This window comes from Shewanella algidipiscicola (assembly GCF_900380485.1).
Taxonomy (GTDB): Bacteria; Pseudomonadota; Gammaproteobacteria; order Enterobacterales; family Shewanellaceae; genus Shewanella; species Shewanella algidipiscicola.
On sequence record NZ_OXJV01000001.1, the window covers coordinates 1,273,077 to 1,292,510 of the forward strand.

General features: G+C 45.4%; 13 protein-coding genes. 11 read left to right on the forward strand and 2 right to left on the reverse strand.

From position 1 onward, the window contains the following. Nucleotides 1-391: 391 nt before the first annotated feature. The 5 genes from DN599_RS05705 to DN599_RS05725 all read left to right on the forward strand — a co-directional run bounded on the left by DN599_RS05705 (nucleotide 392) and on the right by DN599_RS05725 (nucleotide 9,369). Nucleotides 392-2,545 (forward strand): OmcA/MtrC family decaheme c-type cytochrome, encoded by a 2,154-nt coding sequence (locus DN599_RS05705; protein ID WP_110456635.1) that lies wholly within the window; start codon nucleotides 392-394, stop codon nucleotides 2,543-2,545. A 334-nt stretch (nucleotides 2,546-2,879) separates the two neighbouring features. Continuing rightward, nucleotides 2,880-4,889, forward strand: coding sequence for an OmcA/MtrC family decaheme c-type cytochrome (locus DN599_RS05710; protein ID WP_110456636.1), 2,010 nt, complete (start codon nucleotides 2,880-2,882; stop codon nucleotides 4,887-4,889). A gap of 79 nt (nucleotides 4,890-4,968) precedes the next feature. Then, nucleotides 4,969-5,955: a DmsE family decaheme c-type cytochrome gene (locus DN599_RS05715; RefSeq protein WP_110456637.1), complete on the forward strand. Its 987-nt coding sequence runs from the start codon at nucleotides 4,969-4,971 to the stop codon at nucleotides 5,953-5,955. A gap of 11 nt (nucleotides 5,956-5,966) precedes the next feature. Then, the gene (locus DN599_RS05720) at nucleotides 5,967-8,066 is read left to right on the forward strand and encodes an MtrB/PioB family decaheme-associated outer membrane protein (protein WP_110456638.1); all 2,100 of its coding nucleotides are present in this window, start codon (nucleotides 5,967-5,969) and stop codon (nucleotides 8,064-8,066) included. A gap of 148 nt (nucleotides 8,067-8,214) precedes the next feature. Further along, complete coding sequence (locus DN599_RS05725) at nucleotides 8,215-9,369, forward strand: sugar diacid recognition domain-containing protein (protein WP_110456639.1); 1,155 nt, start codon at nucleotides 8,215-8,217, stop codon at nucleotides 9,367-9,369. 52 nt (nucleotides 9,370-9,421) lie between these two features. On the opposite strand, the gene DN599_RS05730 is transcribed toward DN599_RS05725, so the two are convergent. Beyond that, entirely contained in the window at nucleotides 9,422-11,134 is a 1,713-nt protein-coding gene (locus DN599_RS05730) for an RluA family pseudouridine synthase (protein ID WP_110456808.1), read from the reverse strand. A gap of 1,053 nt (nucleotides 11,135-12,187) precedes the next feature. Here DN599_RS05730 and DN599_RS05740 point away from each other — a divergent pair. The 5 genes from DN599_RS05740 (at nucleotide 12,188) to DN599_RS05765 (ending at nucleotide 16,811) form a co-directional block, all read left to right on the forward strand. Beyond that, complete coding sequence (locus DN599_RS05740) at nucleotides 12,188-12,496, forward strand: hypothetical protein (RefSeq protein WP_110456641.1); 309 nt, start codon at nucleotides 12,188-12,190, stop codon at nucleotides 12,494-12,496. A 365-nt stretch (nucleotides 12,497-12,861) separates the two neighbouring features. Beyond that, complete coding sequence (locus DN599_RS05745) at nucleotides 12,862-13,989, forward strand: DUF3800 domain-containing protein (protein WP_110456642.1); 1,128 nt, start codon at nucleotides 12,862-12,864, stop codon at nucleotides 13,987-13,989. An 88-nt stretch (nucleotides 13,990-14,077) separates the two neighbouring features. Further along, nucleotides 14,078-14,689: a hypothetical protein gene (locus DN599_RS05750; protein WP_110456643.1), complete on the forward strand. Its 612-nt coding sequence runs from the start codon at nucleotides 14,078-14,080 to the stop codon at nucleotides 14,687-14,689. Nucleotides 14,690-14,989: 300 nt separating this feature from the next. Continuing rightward, entirely contained in the window at nucleotides 14,990-15,967 is a 978-nt protein-coding gene (locus tag DN599_RS05760; RefSeq protein ID WP_110456644.1) for a transposase, read from the forward strand. Nucleotides 15,968-16,346: 379 nt separating this feature from the next. Beyond that, nucleotides 16,347-16,811 carry a GNAT family N-acetyltransferase gene (locus DN599_RS05765; RefSeq protein ID WP_110456809.1) on the forward strand — a complete coding sequence of 155 codons (465 nt, stop codon included), beginning with the start codon at nucleotides 16,347-16,349 and terminating at the stop codon, nucleotides 16,809-16,811. Nucleotides 16,812-17,026: 215 nt separating this feature from the next. Here the strand turns inward: DN599_RS05765 and DN599_RS05770 are convergent, their stop codons facing one another. Beyond that, nucleotides 17,027-17,434, reverse strand: a complete 408-nt coding sequence (locus tag DN599_RS05770) for an OsmC family protein (RefSeq protein ID WP_110456645.1) — start codon at nucleotides 17,432-17,434, stop codon at nucleotides 17,027-17,029. Between the two features lie 919 nt (nucleotides 17,435-18,353). On the opposite strand from DN599_RS05770, the gene DN599_RS05775 reads away from it, so the two are divergent. Beyond that, on the forward strand, nucleotides 18,354-19,424 hold the full coding sequence (locus DN599_RS05775) for an efflux RND transporter periplasmic adaptor subunit (protein ID WP_110456646.1): 1,071 nt from the start codon (nucleotides 18,354-18,356) through the stop codon (nucleotides 19,422-19,424). Nucleotides 19,425-19,434 lie beyond the last annotated feature (10 nt).

The following is a 19,434-nucleotide window of genomic DNA, read 5'->3' on the forward strand; positions in this document are numbered from 1 at the left end:
GCAAACAATCTTTTCACATAAGCGTCACATCACAGTTCACAGGATCGCTAAAGTGGCGTGACCACAATGCGATAGCATTTGCCCAAAACCTTTTACAAGTAAAGCTCAGCTGTTAATTTTTATCTTTTGGGTAGGGTTTAATTCTGCATCGTTCATCTATCTTATCCAATTCGACTACCTCTAAAGAAATAGTCAGATCTCAATCACATAAAGCAATTAAAACAACTGCTAAATCGTTGCGCCTTAGATAGCCTTAGAGGTGGAAATTTAATTCCACACACTAATTGAGTGTTTTACAAATTTATAAATAGAAACGGTTCTCAATTTTGAGGCCTGTTTTTAAAACAGAACAACTCAATAGTGATGATTAAAACTATTGCAGGGAATAATCATGATGAAAAAGTTCAATTTTAATGCAGCGACCAAAGCTGTATTAGGTGCAGGGCTTCTTTCTTTAGCACTTTCAGGTTGCGGCAGCGACGGAAAAGATGGTGAAGACGGAAAACCAGGTCCTATAGGTAATGCCATAGGTTCAGTTTCGCATCTTGATGCAAACATCCAATCAGCAAGCGTTGATGATGCAGGCATTCTAACAGTCAATTTCAATCTCACTGACGCAAATGGCGTTGCTGTATTCGACCTAAAACATGGCGATATTGGTGCCGTATCATTTGGCCGTGTAGGCAGTGAAGATGAGGTCGGCAGCACAGATTTAGAAGGGAATCCTCGTGAGATTTGGCTAAGTTACTTCAATAAAGATAAAGGTGAAGGTTACTATACTGGCTCTTCTTACTTCAAAGGCAGTGAATGTGAAACCTGTCTTACCGACAACGGTGACGGCAGCTACACCCTAACCCTAGACAAAGCAATCGACACCTTAGATAAATATGCTTATGACGCCAACGCGACCAACGGTATTTATCTTGGTGTGAAAGCGAGTAACAATGCAGGTCACACCCTAGTTAATAATAGTTTCTACTATTGGCAACCTAGCTCTGACACAGCTCAAGATAAGCCAAAAGCAATCATCGCCGATGAAACTTGTCAGAACTGTCACCGCCCTGGTCAAGACGGCGCATTATCGATGCATGGCGACAAGCATGTCACACTCGAGTCATGTACTTTCTGTCATACAGACTACAACTCTTACATGAAAGATGACAAAGATGCAGACGGGAATGTCATTGGCGCACATGAGGTGGACGGTTCGATTAAAGGCATGGCTCACGAGATCCATAGCCACGCAACCTTCAACGGTGTTTATCCTCAATCAGCATCTAACTGCCAAACTTGTCACCAAGCAGATGAAAATCTTGCTATGGCTGATGCATGGAAGGCGGATTTAGATACAGCCACCTGTATGAACTGTCACAACAGTCAATATGGCGTGCCAAGCTGGCATTGGGACACGGCTAACAATCAAATTGCTGAGAGTAAACAAAACTGTGTTAGCTGCCACAACGATCCAGATGGCGGTTATCGCGGTGCAGAGTCAGGACATTATCTTAAAAATGATAATGCACAAGCAGCAATGGCTAAAGTAACCTTCAACAGCATGAGTTACAGTGCCGATACCAAAACAGTCACGGCCAACATGACAGTCACCTCTGGTGACACCATTGTCACTTTGGCTCAAATTGATCCAACGCCATATAAATATGGTGGGTATACCAGTGCCATCGTGTTTAACGGCGTGGTCAATGATGACTTTATCGTTAACTATCAGAAAGTCGGTTATGGCAACTTTACCGCAGGTGAAGAAGGTAGCATCAATGTCACCATTCCGGATGGGGACTTTGAGGTTGCTAAAGTGATGGAAACCGAAGGTGTCAGCGTCGCCTTAAGTAGCCAACTGCACATCTGTTTCGATGGCAAAGGTGCTGTCGCGGATTGTACGCTAAGTGATGATGGTACAGAAGCTACCAATGCTGGCCCCTATGTGCCATCTGATACCGCTTACTTTGCCGTTGATGGTACTAAAGTCGATAAGTCACCTCGTATCCAACATGCTGAAATGACCGCTTGTCAACAATGTCATACTACTGAGATTAAACACCGTTTCAGTAATGATATCGACGGCTGTGCAAGCTGCCACAACGGCACTCGTGACAAGAAAGGCACAGGTTCTTCAAACCTAGCCTATATCGTTCACAGCAAGCACTATGTTTATGACAGTAATGGTGAGATGTTCTTTAAGAAAACTGAGTGTCAAGCCTGTCACGGTGACAATGGCTTCTCTCTGAGTAAAATCGCCCCTACTGCTGCACCTGTAGCATACGGTAAAAATGATACTGAGCAATTAGTGGTATCACCACAGACAGCTGCTTGTGTGAGTTGTCACCAAGGCCCCTATGGTATCGATGATGCCACTGCGGCGCACATCAAGACCAACGGTGGTTTACTCAAAGAAGAGGGTGCTCCACTGACCACTTTAGGTGTACCAGCATCTGCATATGACACGCTCAACCCAGCAGAAACCTGCTCAACTTGTCATAAAGACAGCCAACTACTTGAAGCACACTCCAACTGGGGTAGCAGTCACTAGTCGGTAACCCCGCCAAAGGGAGGCTTAGCCTCCCTTTGTTTTTTCAGTAAAACAATATAGTGACAACGTAAGCAATTGCGTTAAGCCAATGTAATACGCCTGTTTTTTTTGATATCCCTCGCGCTTTAGCTTCCAATCTAACTACCTCTTTAGAAATAGAAAGATCTTGGTCACACATTAGACTAAGTTCGGCAGATTTTAACCGCTTGTTACGTTACGATTTCGGTGGGGATTTCTATTTCCAGCATTGACTTAGGTTGCACTACTTATAATGAGAACGGTTCAGAAAACTGACCATGCACTTAAGACGATGCCAAACCTATGCAGGGAAAATATGATGAACGTACAAAATAATAAGTTTAAGCTGCTTCTCGCAGCAGGTGCAGTCTCGATGGCTCTTAGTGGCTGTGGCGGCAGCGATGGTGACAACGGTAATCCGGGTAACCCTGGTGGTCCAGCTGCGCCAGCAATCAATACACTTAATCTAGACGTAACCAGCGTCACCTATGACAACGGTATTCCAACGATAACTGTATTTGCCACCAACGAAGAAGATTTACCCATTGTTGGTCTTAAAGATCTTGAAGTCAAAAAAGTGGTTCAACTTATCCCCCAGGGCGCTACTGGTGCGGGTAACAGTGCCCAATGGCAAGAGACTTATAGCTCTCCCCGAAGTGCTGAAGACAAGTTAACGCCCGTCGATCTGAAGAACGGTAATTACAGCTTCACAATTCCGCTAGAAGGCTATAATCCTGAGCTTACTCAACGCTACAACATTATTGCCAGTGCTTCGACGCTACAAGATGGTGAAACACTTGTACCTCGTACGGAAATCTCTAAAGATTTCTCAGGTGAAGGCTATGAGGCGCTGTATACTAAAGATGTCGTCGCAACGCAAAGCTGTAACTCATGTCACACTAAAGGACAAAAAATTTACCACAGTTATACCTCTTCAGAAACTTGTGCATCTTGCCATACCCAAGAAATGGCAGATGAAAAAGGTAAGCCGCAAGTTGCTTATAACCATTTAATTCATAACGTACACAATAACGCCAAAATGTACGGTAGAGATATGGATAAAAGCGCCGAAACGGCTCATAACATAGTTCAAGACAACTGCCAAACTTGTCACGTGGCTCCTGAAGAAGGCAGCGACGAGCTAAGTGAATGGGGTAACTGGTCACGGGTTCCTACCATGGAAACCTGTACTAGCTGTCACGTCAATGTCGACTTTATCGCCGGCAAAGGCCATTCACAGCAAGATGACAACAGCAACTGTATTGCTTGTCATAATGCCAGCTGGACTGAAGAAATTCACACTGCCGATGCCATTCAAAAACGTGCCCTTATCGATTTAGTCGGTATGAACGCAACCCTAACTGCTGTACCAGCAGATATGAGTGCTAACATCACCATCAGCTTCTCTGATGAATCAGGTAACGCGTTGGATGTCAGCAGTATTCTGCCTAAAGTTAAACGACTCGAAAGCATCACCAATGTCGGGCCTAACTTCCCCATTATGGGTTACAACCCAAGCCCAGGAAATGGCCAAAAGAAAGTCGCTATAGATCTCGTTAACAGCGGTGCGCTTAACGGCGGCGCTCAAATCGTTGATGGCGCATTGGTTGTTAACACTGGCCCACTACCTTTTGGCGTAGCAGGTACTGACACTGATACCGCCTTTAGTATTATTGGTTTAGAGATGTGTACAGCACAAGGCAAACTTGTTGAATGTGCCGAAGATGCTGCAACGACCAGCATGAAGGCTGAGCTAACCCACGGTACCTTATCGGGTGAAGCCCCAAGCACACGCCACATCAACTCGGTTAATTTTGCTGGCTGTGAAAGCTGTCATGGTGAAACCTTCGAGATCCATAAAGGTCATCATGCAGGTTTTGTCATGTCAGAGCAGTTAGGCCGTGAGCTTAATGGTGAAATCGTTACGGGTGTCGATGCCTGTGTCACTTGTCATACGCCAGATGGCACCTATGCAAGTGGCGCAAACAAAGGCGCGCTAGAGATGAAACTGCATAAAACCCATGGCCATGGCGATTATGCCGCGATTAGTGGCATGAACTGCAGCTCATGCCATAACGACTTTAATACTCAAGCCTTCAAGAAAAAAGGCGCTTTAGCAACAGAAGCAGGCCAATACACCACGCCTATTGCCGCAACGTGTTACTCATGTCACAGCTACAGCGGTGACAAGTTTAAGAATCACGTTGAAGGCCAAGGCGCTAAAGTTAACGTCAGCTACCAAGAAGCTAACGATGCCGCGCAACTAGAAACCTGTTTCTACTGCCACGCACCGGTTATCGACGACCACACGGCTGTGAAGATGTAATTTGCTCATCTCAATATGAAAAACGGGGGAGTCCTCTCCCCCATTTTCGCTACCATTTGTGCAAATTAGGAAGTCTATTATGAAAATCACCAATAAATTAACCCGCTTTATACCGGCAATGATTGCTGCTGCGCTGCTCTCGTTTGGCGCCAGTCAAGCAACCTACGCTGCCAAGTGGGACGCCAGCATGACACCGGATGAAGTGGAAGCCACCTTGGACAAGAAGTTCGCCGAAGGTCACTATTCACCTAAAGGCGCCGACTCTTGCTTAATGTGTCACCGCAAGTCTGAAAAAGTGATGGATCTGTTCAAAGGTGTCCATGGCGCAATTGATTCAAGCAAAAGCCCCATGGCGGGCCTGCAATGTGAATCATGCCACGGCCCAATGGGTAAGCATAACAAGGGCGGCAAAGAGCCAATGATCGATTTCGGTCCGACCTCTAGCTTGTCTGCTGAAAAGCAAAACAGTGTCTGTTTAAGCTGCCACCAAGACGATAAGCGTATGTCATGGAATGGCGGTCATCATGACAATGCCGATGTGGCTTGTGCCTCATGTCACTCAGTGCATACCGCCAAAGATCCTGTGCTATCAAAAAGCACTGAAATGGAAGTATGTACAAGCTGCCACACCAAGCAAAAAGCGGATATGCATAAACGCTCAAGCCACCCCATGAAATGGAATCAAATGGTGTGTAGCGATTGTCATAATCCTCACGGCAGTATGTCTGATGCGGATCTGGTTAAGCCCAGTGTCAATGAAACCTGCTACTCATGCCACGCCGAAAAACGCGGCCCAAAGCTGTGGGAACATGCACCCGTAACTGAAGATTGTGTTGCGTGTCATAACCCACACGGCAGTGTAAACGAAGGGATGCTCAAGACCCGTGCACCCCAGCTATGTCAGCAGTGCCACTCGTCAGCACATAGCGGTCAAGCACTATTTGGTAATACGGCTCAAGGCGCTAGTGTTACTGATAACGCAATGACCGGCGGTCGCAGTTGCTTAAACTGCCACAACCAGATCCATGGTTCAAACCATCCATCTGGCAAGCTGTTTCAGCGTTAGGAGACGACAACATGAAATTTAACTTAAATTTAGTCACTCTAGCCCTCATCGCTAACGCCAGTGTGTTTGTACCTAATATCGTGCTCGCCGATGGCTATAATCTTCAACAGGCTAACACCAGCAAGGTGCAGCTGGACAAGTGGGAATGTAAGCGCTGTGATGTTCAAACTGGTGTCTCTGGCACGGTTGGCGCGGGCGTCGGCTATAACGACAGTGATGATATCCGCTCTGCCAATGCCTTTGCCGCAGAAAACGAGTTTGCCGGTAAAGTCGATGCCGATGTGAATTACATCAGTAAATCGGGCTACCGCGCCTCTGTAGAAGCACAAGACTTAGGCATGGAAAATGGTCGTTTAGAGGTGAATACCGGCAAAGTGGCCCAGTACAACCTCAATTTGAATTATCGTCAAATTGCGACCTACAAAACCGACAGTGCCATGACCCCTTACCAAGGTATTGGTGGCGGCGATTTAACCTTGCCAAGTAACTGGAAAACCGCCGGGTCAAGTCAAGAGATGAGCCAGCTTTATGCCAGCTTAACGCCGCAAGAATTGTCGCTTAAACGTAAGCGTGCTGGACTTGGGCTAAGCTACCAAGGTGAAGAGTTATGGAGCGCTTACATCAAGTATCAGCGTGAAGATAAAACCGGACTAAAGTCAGCATCTGGCAGTTTCTTTAACCAGTCGATGATGCTTGCCGAACCCGTTGATCACACCACTGATAACCTTGAGGCCGGCATTAAACTCAAAGGCGATAATTGGTTTACTGCGCTCAACTATTCAGGTTCGAGCTTTAAAAACCAATACAGCCAACTGACGTTTGATAATGCGTTCAACCCAACTTTTGGGGCGCAGACCCGAGGCACTATGGCGCTTGACCCAGACAACGAAGCCCATACGGTATCGTTGCTAGGCCAATATCACCTAGGGAAAACGGTAATGAGTGGCCGCGTGCACTATGGTCAAATGACGCAAGATCAAGCCCTTGTCACCTCGGGCTACGGTTATCAACTGCCTACTGAATCACTGGATGCGCAGGTCGATATGAGTGGCGCTAACCTTAAAGTGGTGTCGCGCTTAAATCGTACTGTGCGTGTTAATGCCAGCTACGACTACAGCGACCGTGATAATCAAACCGAGATTGAGCAGTGGACGCAGATCAGCATCGACTCCACCAGCGGTAAAGTGGCTTACAACACGCCTTATGATATCACCACCCATCGTGGTAAATTGGGCGCCGATTTTCGTATCAGCCGCGGCATGAAGCTCGATGCGGGTTACGATTACCGTCGTGATGAGCGTAGCTACCAAGATCGTGAAACCACAGATGAAAATACACTTTGGACCAAGTTCCATATCAGTGCATTTAACAACTGGGATATGTGGATCAAGGGCAGCTATGGCGAACGTGATGGTTCTCAGTATCAAGCATCACAGTGGACTTCAAGCGAGTCGAACGACCTGCTACGTAAGTACAACTTAGCCGATCGCAAACGCAGCATGGTCGAGGCTCGTGTGAGCCACACGCCTATCGATGCGCTGACTATCGATCTAGGTGCACGCTACGCACTGGATGATTACAACAACACCCAAATTGGCTTAACTGAATCGACCGATCTTAGTTACGATATCAATGCCAGCTACTTGATCACCGATGACATGATGGTTAACGCCTTCTACAATCGTCAAAATATCGATTCGGATCAGTCAGGTAGCACCAACTTTGGTGCCGCTAACTGGTTTAGCCAAATCGAAGATCAAGTCGATGTGGTGGGTGCCGGCTTTAGCTACAACAATCTGTTAGAAAATAAACTGCGTTTAGGCGTAGATTACACCTATTCAGATTCAAGCAGTAATACCCAAGTCACTCAAGGCATAAGCGGTGACTATGGCGATTACTTTGCCAAAGTGCACAACGTCAATGTCTATGGCCAATACCAGGCCACCGACAACATGGCGCTGCGTCTTGATTACAAAATGGAAAACTATCAAGACAATGACCCAGGCAATAGCATCGCTCCCGATGGTATCTGGAATGTGGTCAGCTTTGGTAGCAACAGCCATGATTACACCGCCCATTTGGTGATGTTAAGCATGAGCTATAAGCTATAAGGGTTATCGCCTTATGTAAAAAACCCGCTTAACGAGCGGGTTTTTTTATGCCCTATTCCACAGCTATCAACAAAACGGCAACGCAGATCTAGTGCCACCGACCAATTTACCGTAAGCTCGTGTAAAACCATAAGCGCGTAATAACACTGTGTACCTATTAGACTCCCCGCTCGCACAACAGATTGTCGATCGCACCATGGCGATTATCGGCCACAATATCAATGTAATGAATAACCAAGGGGTTATATTAGGCTCTGGTGACAAGAATCGCATTGGCTCTGTCCACGAAGGCGCCTTGCTCGCCATTAGCCAAAATCGTACCGTCAAGATCCATCAAGGCACCATAGCCAGCTTGCAAGGGGTAAAACCAGGCATCAATTTACCGCTGCACTACCAAGGTGAGATCATCGGAGTGATTGGCATTACCGGTGAGCCCGAACCCCTAATGGCGTTTGGAAAGCTGCTCAAGATGAGCGCCGAGATGATTGTCGAGCAAGCCAACTCCATCGAGCTTGCTCAATGGCAAAATCGCCAGCAGGAAGAGTTTATTCTGCAGCTGATTAAGGGCGAATATCAGCAATTAGAGCAACTGAGCACCAGAGCCGAACGTTTGGGTATAGATTTAACCATGCCGCGAGTCGCCGCCGTGATCCAAGTGCAAGAAGAAGGCAATGAGTCGAGCGCCAAATCGCTACTTAAACAGGTGCTTAATCTCTTAGAAACCCCCTCGCGTGGCAATCTTATCGCCATGACCTCCATGACAGAGCTGGTGATCCTCAAACCCGCCTTTCTCGATGGTAAGCAGTGGCGCGCCGAACTTGAAAGCCAACGTATCGACCAACTGCTCAAGCGTATACCACCAGAGATGAGCGCCCAGCTTAATATCGCCTTGGGGCATTATTTTCCTCGTCCTGAAGATATTCATCGCTCTTACCAAACCGCTAAAGAGACCCTTAGGTTTGGTATGCAGATGCACCCGACACAGAATAAATACCTATTTGAAGATTATGCACTGCTAGTGATGCTATCTGGGCTGCAACAGGATTGGCGCGGTCAGCAACTACTTACCCCTTTTCAAAAGCTGGTCGAGCACGACAGTAACCAACAACTGCGTAAAACCCTCTCCGCCTATCTAAACCATTTTGGCGACCAAGGCGCCTGTGCTAAGCAGTTGTATATTCATCGCAATACCCTGCGCTATCGGCTCGACAAGATAAGTCAGATAACAGGCGTCGAGCTGAGTAACCTTAACGGCTTACTGCAGCTCTACCTAGGTCAAGCGCTATTCACCTCGCACACTTAGGCCTCTAATCTAGGGCTTCAGGAGTTAGGGTCTCACGTTGATGGCAGTCCCCCTAAAATTCAGGCTCAACCTCAAAGGTCATGCGTGCCTGTGTTGTAGGGTGATTAAGCGCTAACTTCTGTGCATGTAAATGTAATCGCTCCGCTTTGGTGCCATATAGATCATCACCAATAATCGGCAGATTAAGCCCATCAACATGGGCACAATGCACCCGCAACTGATGAGTACGGCCAGTTTGGGGATAGAGGTATAGCCAAGTGTGTTTATCGTCTCGCGCCTTGACCTGCCACAGGGTGTGCGCCTGTTTACCATGTTCAAAACAGACCAATTGGCGCGGCCTATCGTCAAGATCGACTCGCAGTGGCAAGTTAATCTCGCCCTGCTCGCCTGCGACACTACCCGCCAGTTTTGCCACATAACGTTTCTCAACCGTGCGGCCAATAAATTGCTGCACCAGCGCCCTGTTGGCCTCTTTGCTTAAGGCTATGACCATCAGCCCCGAGGTCGACATATCCAAACGATGTACGATCAAAGGCCCCGTCGCCGTAGGAAACAACTGCTTCATGCGCGCATACACTGAATCGGTAATATTTTTCCCAGGCACCGACAAAAACTCAGCCGGCTTATTGATCACCGCCATCGCCTCATCTTGATACAAGATATCGATAGTTTTACCTTCTGCCGGATTATTCAATAACGGATTGTCATCCATCTCTATGCCTTTAAGCATATGGCTCAAAATCGGCTGGCATTTACCATGGCACGCACCATAAAACTGTTTATGCTGCTTCACCTCTGACTTTGGTGAAGCGCCCCACCAAAACTCGGCTATCGCCAGTGGCGTTAACTGCTGAGCAAAAGCGTATTGCAATAACTTGGGCGCGGCGCACTCGCCAGCCCCAGCTGGCGGCAGCTGATGGGGCGCATCGTTAAAAATTTGATTAAGATCTTGCAGCTCACCCGCTTGGTTCAAAAAGCGATACTGAGCGAACAGCTTTTGCTGCAAGGCGTTAGACTGCTTTGCCCGCCGTGCTTTAAGTGATTCAATCTCAGTCTCTAACAAGTGTAGCGAGGCGCTCACCGCTGCAATGAGGCTATCCCAATGCAGCTTTATCATTTTTAGCTGATGCTTTTCAGCCACACTCTCTTTACCCAATTGCACATTTAACGCGGCTAACGGCTCTGGGCCCAACTCAGCTTCCGCCTGAGCGCGCGTTAATTTGCGCGCTTTGCGCCCTTCGATAATAGCCGCGCGCATCGCTTCAAGCTCATCATCAGCCTGTTGCATTAATGTGGCTAACTGCTGCCTTAATCGCAATAACTCGCTCGAGGCCTCAAGCTCTGTTAACTCACGGGTTAACTGATTAATCGCCTGTTGCTCAGCATGAAAGAAGCTGTCTTTAGTCAACATATCAAATACTGGTGGCACAAAACCATCGATAAGATTTTGCTCAGCCAACTTGCCAGAAAATGCCGCCAAATAACCAATCTCGCCGCTGTTGTTGCGCACTAACAGCACACCAAACATCTTACCGATAACATTGTTTGTATCGTTACTAAGGCCAAAGTTATGCTGCCAATCCGTTTGGCTACTCAGATAAGCTTGTAACTCCTCTGCTGCCAAAACGCACAAAGGGTGCGGCTCATAATAAAACGGAAAGGTAAAACGCTCGGGTAGTTGATAACTCTCGATTGGCGATTTAAACGCGGTAAAACAGTGCTGAGCTTGATACTTAAGGGCTTGACCCAGTGAAGCTTGGTGCATGTGAGCTTGGTGCATAAATTGTTGACATCTTAACGGTGACTAAGCGAAACAAGGCTGGTACGGCACAAGGCCTGCACAGCAATAATGAGGCGTGATTTTACGCTGTCATGGCAGTGAAGTCATTATTTAGCAACCAGTGCAATATGAGGAATGTGGATCTTGAAATGAAGCTTTAGCATTTTTTAACGTTTGCTTGAGTAGCGTTTGGCTGAGTTTTCATTTATTGATGTGCTTTGAAAGCATGCCTTAATAGCCTGCCGCAGGCGGCTCGGTGAGTGAAGCATAGCTTCGTGCTTACGAACGAGAGACAGGGTGAGCTTGGCGACAGCCATATACTCGTGAACGAGAGACAGGGATGTCGAACTGGCTTTTGTATATGGATATATTTTGTCGAACTGGCTTTTAGATAGGGATATCGTTGTGCGCCATCCCTATACGCTCCACGGCGGCATCTGACCTCCATGGATGGAGGGAATGCCAAAAAATGTAAGGAACATTTTTGGCCATGCCGCCAAGGGCCAAAACCGCGCTTACACCTATCTCTAATGCCTCTTCGATTGGACTTCATTTGATGCGACTAGTGAGTTAAAGGCTAAGAAGCTTTTGCCCCAAAGTGTGCTGGCCTTGAAGTGAAGGTATTGCATTTTTTTAAGTTTACTTGAGCAGCGTTATGCTGAATTTTCATTTATTGATGTGCTATGAAAACGCACCTTAATGCCAATTAATAGCCTGCCGCAGGCTTTATGTGCAAGCGCTCTTTTGGCTCGGTGAGTGAAGCATAGCTTCGTGCTTACGAACGAGAGGCATGGATGCCGAACTGGCTTTTAGGCATGGACGTTGTTCAAGCACGTCCGTGTGGGCTCTGCGAAATCATCCATGATTTCGAAGGCCAAAACCGCGCTTACACTTATATCTATCGCCTCTTCGATTGGACTTCATTTGATACGACTAGTGAGATAAAGGCTAAGAAGTTTTTGCCTCAAAGTTTGGTGGCCTTGAAGTGAAGGTATGGCATTTTTTACTTTGTTTGGGTAATGATTGGCGGAGTCTTTTTTGGAACGGGTGTTTGAAGGTGAACCGTCATGGCAATCTATCACCTGCGGTGAGCTTATGTGCAAGCGCGCTTTTGGCTCGCCGCGAGCACGTCCGTGTGGGCTCTGCGAAATCATCCATGATTTCGAAGGCCAAAACCGCGCTTACACTTATATCTATCGCCTCTTCGATTTAGCCGTATTTGGTGTGAACTCAGAATTAAAAGCTAACGTACTTTTGCCCCAAAGTGAGTTAACACGTTGTCGGTGGTTCAGTAACGAGCAGACTTTCTGGCCTAGAAATTTTTATCGCTACACCCGCATGATGTAATCCACTACCGATCAAAAAACTGGATCATGTATATACAGTTATAATTCAAGTTAAGATAATTACTATGAAAAAGATGCATAAATCGTTTGATTGGCGCATCGATAATACTAACTTTTAAACATTAACTCATTATTATCAATAGTTTGTAATATATATAAAAGTGTTATGCAGACCTCATAAACACCTATGCATCTTTTTTATATGTTAAATTGTCATGTTTAACCTGTATTTTTTTGTTAAAAATATATTTACAACAAACACTTACAAGTGATATTTTGACGAAGAGACTTACAAGAAAGCAGGAGGTTATCCTGCTGCTAATCAATAAGCTGTTAAGCATCTAAAGTAAACATGGAGAATTGAGCTTGTATTTTTATGTGGATGAAAGTGGACATACTGGCCCGAATCTTTTTGATGAGGCCCAGCCAATACTCTATTACGGCGTATTGTCGAGTAAAATAAATTTGGATGCAGCTGCAGAAGGTAGAGTAAAGAAAATCAGAAAGAAGCTTGGGGTTAAGAGGCTTCATGCATCTGAGCTTGGCAATGGAAAATTAGTAACAATAGTCAAAGATATTGAATCATTGAGAAAACGCTATGATCTCCGGTTTGATATTTATCGTGTAGCTAAAGTCGATCACGCTCTTATTAGTTTTTTTGACCAAGTATTTGATCAGGGTATGAACCCAGCAGTCCCTTGGACGTCTTATTGGACCCCAATGCGGTATGTATTACTTTTAAAATTAGCCTCATTGTTTGATGAGGAGCTATTGAAGGCAGCATGGGCAGCTAGAATAAATCTAAAAACCGATGAAGCTAATGCCTCCTTAGTAGATATATGTAATACGCTAATATCTAGAGTCAACAGCTTACCTGATGAGCGGTCTCGTCAAGTTATCACTGACTCCTTAACGTGGGCTGCTGCGAATCCAGACGAAATATATTACAACGTAAAAAGCAAGAAGGATCTATTACAAATAACGCCCAACCTGATTGGCTTTCAATCAGTGATGCACGGCATCGCATCTAGATTGCTAAAGAACGGGAAGGCAGCATCACAAATAATTGTTGATCAGCAATCACAGTTTAATACTGCACAAAAGAAACTCTCAGATTTTTACGCAAAAGGGAGAGACCTTCCTTTGGTTAACGGTCCGGGGCTCCCTGAAATTGATTTTAGTGGTATGCCGGAAACGCCTATTTCGTGTACCGCTGGTACTGATAGCACTGGTCTTGAATTGGTAGATATATACCTCTGGGTCTTTAAGAGGTTTATGGATGAGAAAGAGTTAGCGCCGGAGCTATTTTCTCTTATTAAAGGCCAATTACACCGTGGGCACACCGACGAGGTGTCTATCAATGCAATAGCAAGTCGATGGTCTAAATGGTTTGAAGAGCTACCTGACCCTACTGATGAACAAATGGAAAAAGGTAAAGAAATGCTGAGGATGGATGAGGAAAGGAGGCTCTTAGCTGTAAATGGAAATGCTTAACAAGCGGCAGCAGTCGGAACAATTCTCCGCTCCTTCGTCGCTAAAAATTGTCCGCTGTGCCGGGCGTTAAGCATCTTTAGGGACGAACATGCAAGAACTGAACTTTGAAGCCTTAAATCAATTTTGCTCGGCATGGATTAGAAAATCTGAACGTATTGATCTTGAGCCTTTAGAAGGTGTGTTTGATCGATTTTTTACATTGTGGGTCGTATACAATCGTTTATATGAAGAAGCCGGTAGATATTTGGTTCATAGGCAACACCCTTTTTATCGCCCATTTATTGCTAGACGCGGGCGTAGAGTTTACGCGCCTCCGCCAGACAAAATATCCGCCACAAAAGGCATTGTTGCATATGTTGGCATGGGATATTTAAGAGAGAATGTATTTGCCAACCAGAATGCTGTTGAAGGTATGAATTTCGTAAATGATGCGGTTCAGAACGGAATGCTCTACTTGCATGAAGACTATGAGACTGGTGAACCAGATATTGAACGTGATCAAGAATTAGTAACAAAGGCGAGAGAAGGTTGCGTGGAAAGTATTTTAACGCTTATTTATCAAGCCAGATGTAACCTATTTCATGGTCAGAAGTCGTTCACTGAATCACAAAGAGATTTACTAAATGGCATGAGTGAAATTCTACGGGTAATTATCAGTTGTTCGCTTACAGAAATCGAAGAGCGAGCGGGCAATGCTTAACAAGCGCATGTTGTCGGATTGGTTTTCCGCTGCGCTCCAAAACCAAGGAGTTACTGAGACATCCATCGTTAATGGCGCAGAAGTTAACCTCCGGCTATGCTTTGAAGGAGCATTAGACAAGGAGGTTGTTATGCCACGCCCTCGCAGAACTCAAATAAGTATCGAAGACACAGCCTATTATCATTGTTGTAGCCGCGTTGTTCGCCGTGCGTTCTAACAAATAATAGCCACCCATAGTTAATGTGCATCAGAAACGACCTTCTACTAAGCTTTGAAGGAGCATTAGACAAGGAGGTTGTTATGCCACGCCCTCGCCGTACCCAAATTAGTCTTGAAGACACACCCTATTATCATTGTTGTAGCCGTGTAGTGAGNCGCGCCTTTTTATGTGGTGATGATGCCTATTCGGGGAAAAATTATGATCATCGCCGCAGNTGGATTGAATCGCTGTTGTTTGAGCTTGCAGCGGCTTTTGCCATTGATGTGGCAGCATTTGCCGTAATGTCGAATCACCTTCATGTGGTGCTACGNATTGACATCGAGACCGCAAATNGCTGGACTGACCGAGAAGTGCTTGAACAATGGCATNAGCTGTTTAATGGCGATGACTTAACNCGTAAGTTCACAAAAGGTGAGTTAGTTGAACCCCATGAGGTGGTTAAACTCAAGCATGCTATCGCGATTTATCGAAGTCGATTATGTGATATTTCGTGGTTTATGCGCTGTTTGAATGAACCGATAGCAAGGCAAGCGAATCAAGAAGATNGCTGTTCGGGTCGATTNTGGGAAGGACGCTTTAAATCCCAAGCTTTGTTAGATGAAGCNGCGGTTTTAGCCTGCATGGCCTACGTTGATTTGAACCCCATTCGAGCCAAGATGGCCGCGACACCTGAGNGCTCAGACCATACCAGTGTTCAGCTACGCATTCAGGCTGCCTTAAAAGGTGAGCAGCCCAAAAAGCTACTCCCTTTTATCGGCAATGAAGGCGACAACCAACCGAATGATATTGCTTTCTCGTTAACAGACTACCTCGAACTGGTTGATGATACTGGACGTATTATTCGTGACGATAAACGTGGCGCCATCAACGAAAACAGTGCCAACGTCCTGAGAAGATTGAATATCCCCCATGAAAATTGGGTTAAGCTCATTAGCGAATTTGGTCAATTGTTTCATGGCCCAGTGGGCACATTACAAGCACTCACCCATTACTGTGAACACTTAGAGAAGCGACGACGGCACTTTGCAACGAGCTGCCAGCATTTCAAAATAGACTGATATTAACGCTTTAATGCAAACAAAACCTGTTGTTCTTCTGGTGCAATTGGTTGGTTTAGTGCAGCTGAAATACGTCATTTTCAAGTCAGCAGGCTTCATTTCGTCATACATCGATATTCCGGCAATATTGTATCGACCTAGAATGGCCAAATCACAGCACGGCGATTGAACATAAACCGAAAGCGTATTATGTTATTGTTTTATAATGGGTGGCTTGTTTTATAGCTTGTTTTATACAGCAGGCTTAATGCCGTCATATATCGATACTCCGGCCATATTGTTTCGATCTAAAATGACCAAATCATGTCACGGCGATTGAACATGAACCTAAAGCGTATTATGTTATTGTTTTATAATGGGTGGCTTGTTTTATTATAGTATGATCAAAATTAGAAAATATAAAGAATCAGATGCTCGTGATTTATGGGCTATTTTCTATCACACGATTCGTAATGTGAATATACGTGATTATACTCAAGCGCAAGTCGAAGCATGGGCTCCCAACGGATTTTCTTCTGATATATGGCAGCGCAAAATGAATTCGATTTCTCCTTTTGTTGCAGAAATCGGTGGTGAAATAGTTGGTTATGCCGACCTTCAAGAAAGCGGATTAATTGATCATTTCTTTTGTCACCATGAGCATCAAGGTAAAGGTATCGGACGAAACTTGATGGAGCACGTGTTAAAAGTTGGCGAGTTACAAGGAATTATTAGGTTTTACTCTGAAGTCAGCATTACAGCTCGCCCGTTTTATGAGAAGTTTGGCTTCAAAGTTGCACAAGAACAAATGGTAGAAGTCCGAGGCCAAAAGCTGCGTAACTTTGTTATGGAAAAATTCAGCTAATAAATGGCTCAAGAGGGATTACCAACGCTTGGCGGCTTTAGTACAAAATTGAAGTTCAGGGTTTAGCGTGTGTTTTTAAGTTCGGCGGTGCGTTGTCAACCCCTTAGCCGAGCGTTAATGATGCGGTGAGTAAAACAACCATATATTGCTAAGAGACAGTGTGATGTGGGATAAAGATAGCGTCAAAAATTAACTATTGACGCCATAGTCTCTTGTTAAGTGCAATTTTTGTCCACTTCCGCTGAATAAGTGATATCGATCGTAGGGCTCAACATAAGACAAACATGACAATGCTTTTCCACCGCTTCTTGAGCTGCTCGCAAAATGTCAGACTCCTTAAAACCACCGCCATTTACTGTAAAGTGCAGGTTTACCGATTTATATAAACGAGGTTCTGATTCTGTTAGGGCGAAAGTAACCGTATTTTCTAACCCCTTAACTTCAAAACCTTGCTCTTGCAGTAACAAGACGACATCCGTAGCACTGCATGAACCTAAAGCCGACAATAAAACTTCCGTTGGACAAGGGGCTTTCTCACTTGTCGCGTCAACATTAAACGTAAAGCCGTTTTCAGTTGACATTTTAAAACGACAATCACCATCCCACTTTATGTTGATACTCATACTTCCCTACTTTTTGATGTCACTATTAGCTTATCGCACTTAACGTCTTAATATTTATGCGTTGCGCTGTCTGCAAGGCATAAATCGCTTGTTGGACTTGGCCGCTGCCACATCCATGTATTTGGTATGCATTATGCTATAGGAGTTTGCTTTTCTGTGGTAGTCGTTTTTTTGAGCTTAGGTAAGGTAATTAATTGGTCTTATTTATGATTTTCATGTTTGATTAGCGCCTCTTCACGGCAAATACTCGTGATTAACCGTACGTTTTAGACCATTCATCCCACTAAGTCATGCCACTAAGGCCGCAGGCCTTTGCCTCACTGATGTTCATAGCAAGGTCTTACTGAATCTACGGATACTTATCGAGCACTTAATCTGTGTTTTTCACTTTTTTCTCTCGCAACCCACACCAGATAAAGCCAAATCGAAGAGGCGTTAGAGATAGGTGCAAGCAATTAACCCCATTTAAGGTTCGACCTTCACCACTTTCAATAAATAAAAATGCAGCCAGCAGCGTACCCAAGTAGATGTCATCGTTCTTCATTTCAAAACCAGCATACTTTGGGGCAAAACTGGTTAGCTTTTAACTCACAACTCGCACCAGATGAAGTTGGATCGAAGAAACGAAATAACGAAATAACGAAATAACCTAATGTAGGTACGCCAGTGTAGGTGGCGCCTTCAAACACGCTTGAGCAATATAATGCGCCCCATAGGTGCGGCCAATGCCGATATCACCATCGAGTTCACTCCGGTTGTTAAAAACCGCAACATTTAAACCTTTACGCTACATCTTTCATGCAACTCACCAACAAGCCGAATCATTATGAAGCTAACCTATTGTATATAAAGCTATAAAATTTCTGGCATATTAAATGCTTATAACCGCTAATAAAATCACATAAATAGGTTTAACAACATGGAAGCACACAATAATAAGATCATCATCCTACCTATCCTACTTGCGGCATTATCATTATTAAGTGCTTGCAGCCCTGCCCCCGAGGAAAAAGAGGAGGTTAAATATGCCATTCCCGTTGAAACCACGACTGTCGTTCAAGGAGATGTGTCCTCCTTCTATAGCACGACTGGTACACTAGAAGCCCCGCTTGAAGCAAGGGTGGTGTCCCGTATTGCAGGGCTTATCGAAACCATTAAAGTGGAAGAAGGCGATCGCGTCACTAAAGGACAATTACTAGCGGTCATAGACGCTAAACGTCAACGCTATGATTTAGCCCGCTCTCAAGCCGAGGTTGAGATCATCGAGCAAGAACTCAACCGGCTCAACAAAATGACCGATAAAGCCTTTATCAGCGCCGATACGATGGCAAAACTTGAATATAACCTGCAAGCGGCCAGCGCAAAACGTGACCTAGCTGCATTGCAAGTAGAGGAGAGTCTGGTGCGTTCGCCTATCGACGGGGTCATCGCCACCCGCTTTGTTAAGCAAGGCAATATGGCTAAAGAGTTTGATGAACTCTTCTACGTGGTCAACCAAGATGAATTATATGCCATAGTGCACCTGCCTGAAGTGCAGCTCGATCGCCTGCGTCTGGAGCAAGACGCACAACTGTTTGCCAGTCAGCAAGCCGATAACGGCATTGTCGCCCAAGTGCTGCGGATCAGCCCCATTGTCGATGCCCAAAGTGGCACCTTTAAGGTGACTCTGTCGGTGCCCAACCAACAGGCCCAATTAAAAGCCGGCATGTTTACCCGGGTTGAACTCAGATACGACACGCACACCAATGTGATCACTGTGCCTTACAGCGCAGTGATCAATCAAGATAACCAGTATGCGCTTTATGTGATTGAAGGAGACAATGCCACTCGTCGCCAAGTCAGCCTCGGGTATCGTGAAGCCGACACAGTCGAAGTGATCTCGGGGATCAAGCCAGGTGAGCAAATTGTGGTTCGAGGTCAGCAAAACCTGAAAGATCAATCGTTAGTTGATGTCATAAGTGCACTCGATATTCCCCGTGCGCAGCAATAACAGGAGTTGA

What these genes read in the sequence shown, in the direction of transcription:
- DN599_RS05705 (WP_110456635.1), top strand. Translation starts at nt 392, where the DNA reads ATGATGAAAAAGTTCAATTTTAATGCAGCGACCAAAGCTGTATTAGGT.
- DN599_RS05710 (WP_110456636.1), top strand. Translation starts at nt 2,880, where the DNA reads ATGATGAACGTACAAAATAATAAGTTTAAGCTGCTTCTCGCAGCAGGT.
- DN599_RS05715 (WP_110456637.1), top strand. Translation starts at nt 4,969, where the DNA reads ATGAAAATCACCAATAAATTAACCCGCTTTATACCGGCAATGATTGCT.
- DN599_RS05720 (WP_110456638.1), top strand. Translation starts at nt 5,967, where the DNA reads ATGAAATTTAACTTAAATTTAGTCACTCTAGCCCTCATCGCTAACGCC.
- DN599_RS05730 (WP_110456808.1), bottom strand. Translation starts at nt 11,134, where the DNA reads ATGCACCAAGCTTCACTGGGTCAAGCCCTTAAGTATCAAGCTCAGCAC.
- DN599_RS05750 (WP_110456643.1), top strand. Translation starts at nt 14,078, where the DNA reads ATGCAAGAACTGAACTTTGAAGCCTTAAATCAATTTTGCTCGGCATGG.
- DN599_RS05765 (WP_110456809.1), top strand. Translation starts at nt 16,347, where the DNA reads ATGATCAAAATTAGAAAATATAAAGAATCAGATGCTCGTGATTTATGG.
- DN599_RS05770 (WP_110456645.1), bottom strand. Translation starts at nt 17,434, where the DNA reads ATGAGTATCAACATAAAGTGGGATGGTGATTGTCGTTTTAAAATGTCA.
- DN599_RS05775 (WP_110456646.1), top strand. Translation starts at nt 18,354, where the DNA reads ATGGAAGCACACAATAATAAGATCATCATCCTACCTATCCTACTTGCG.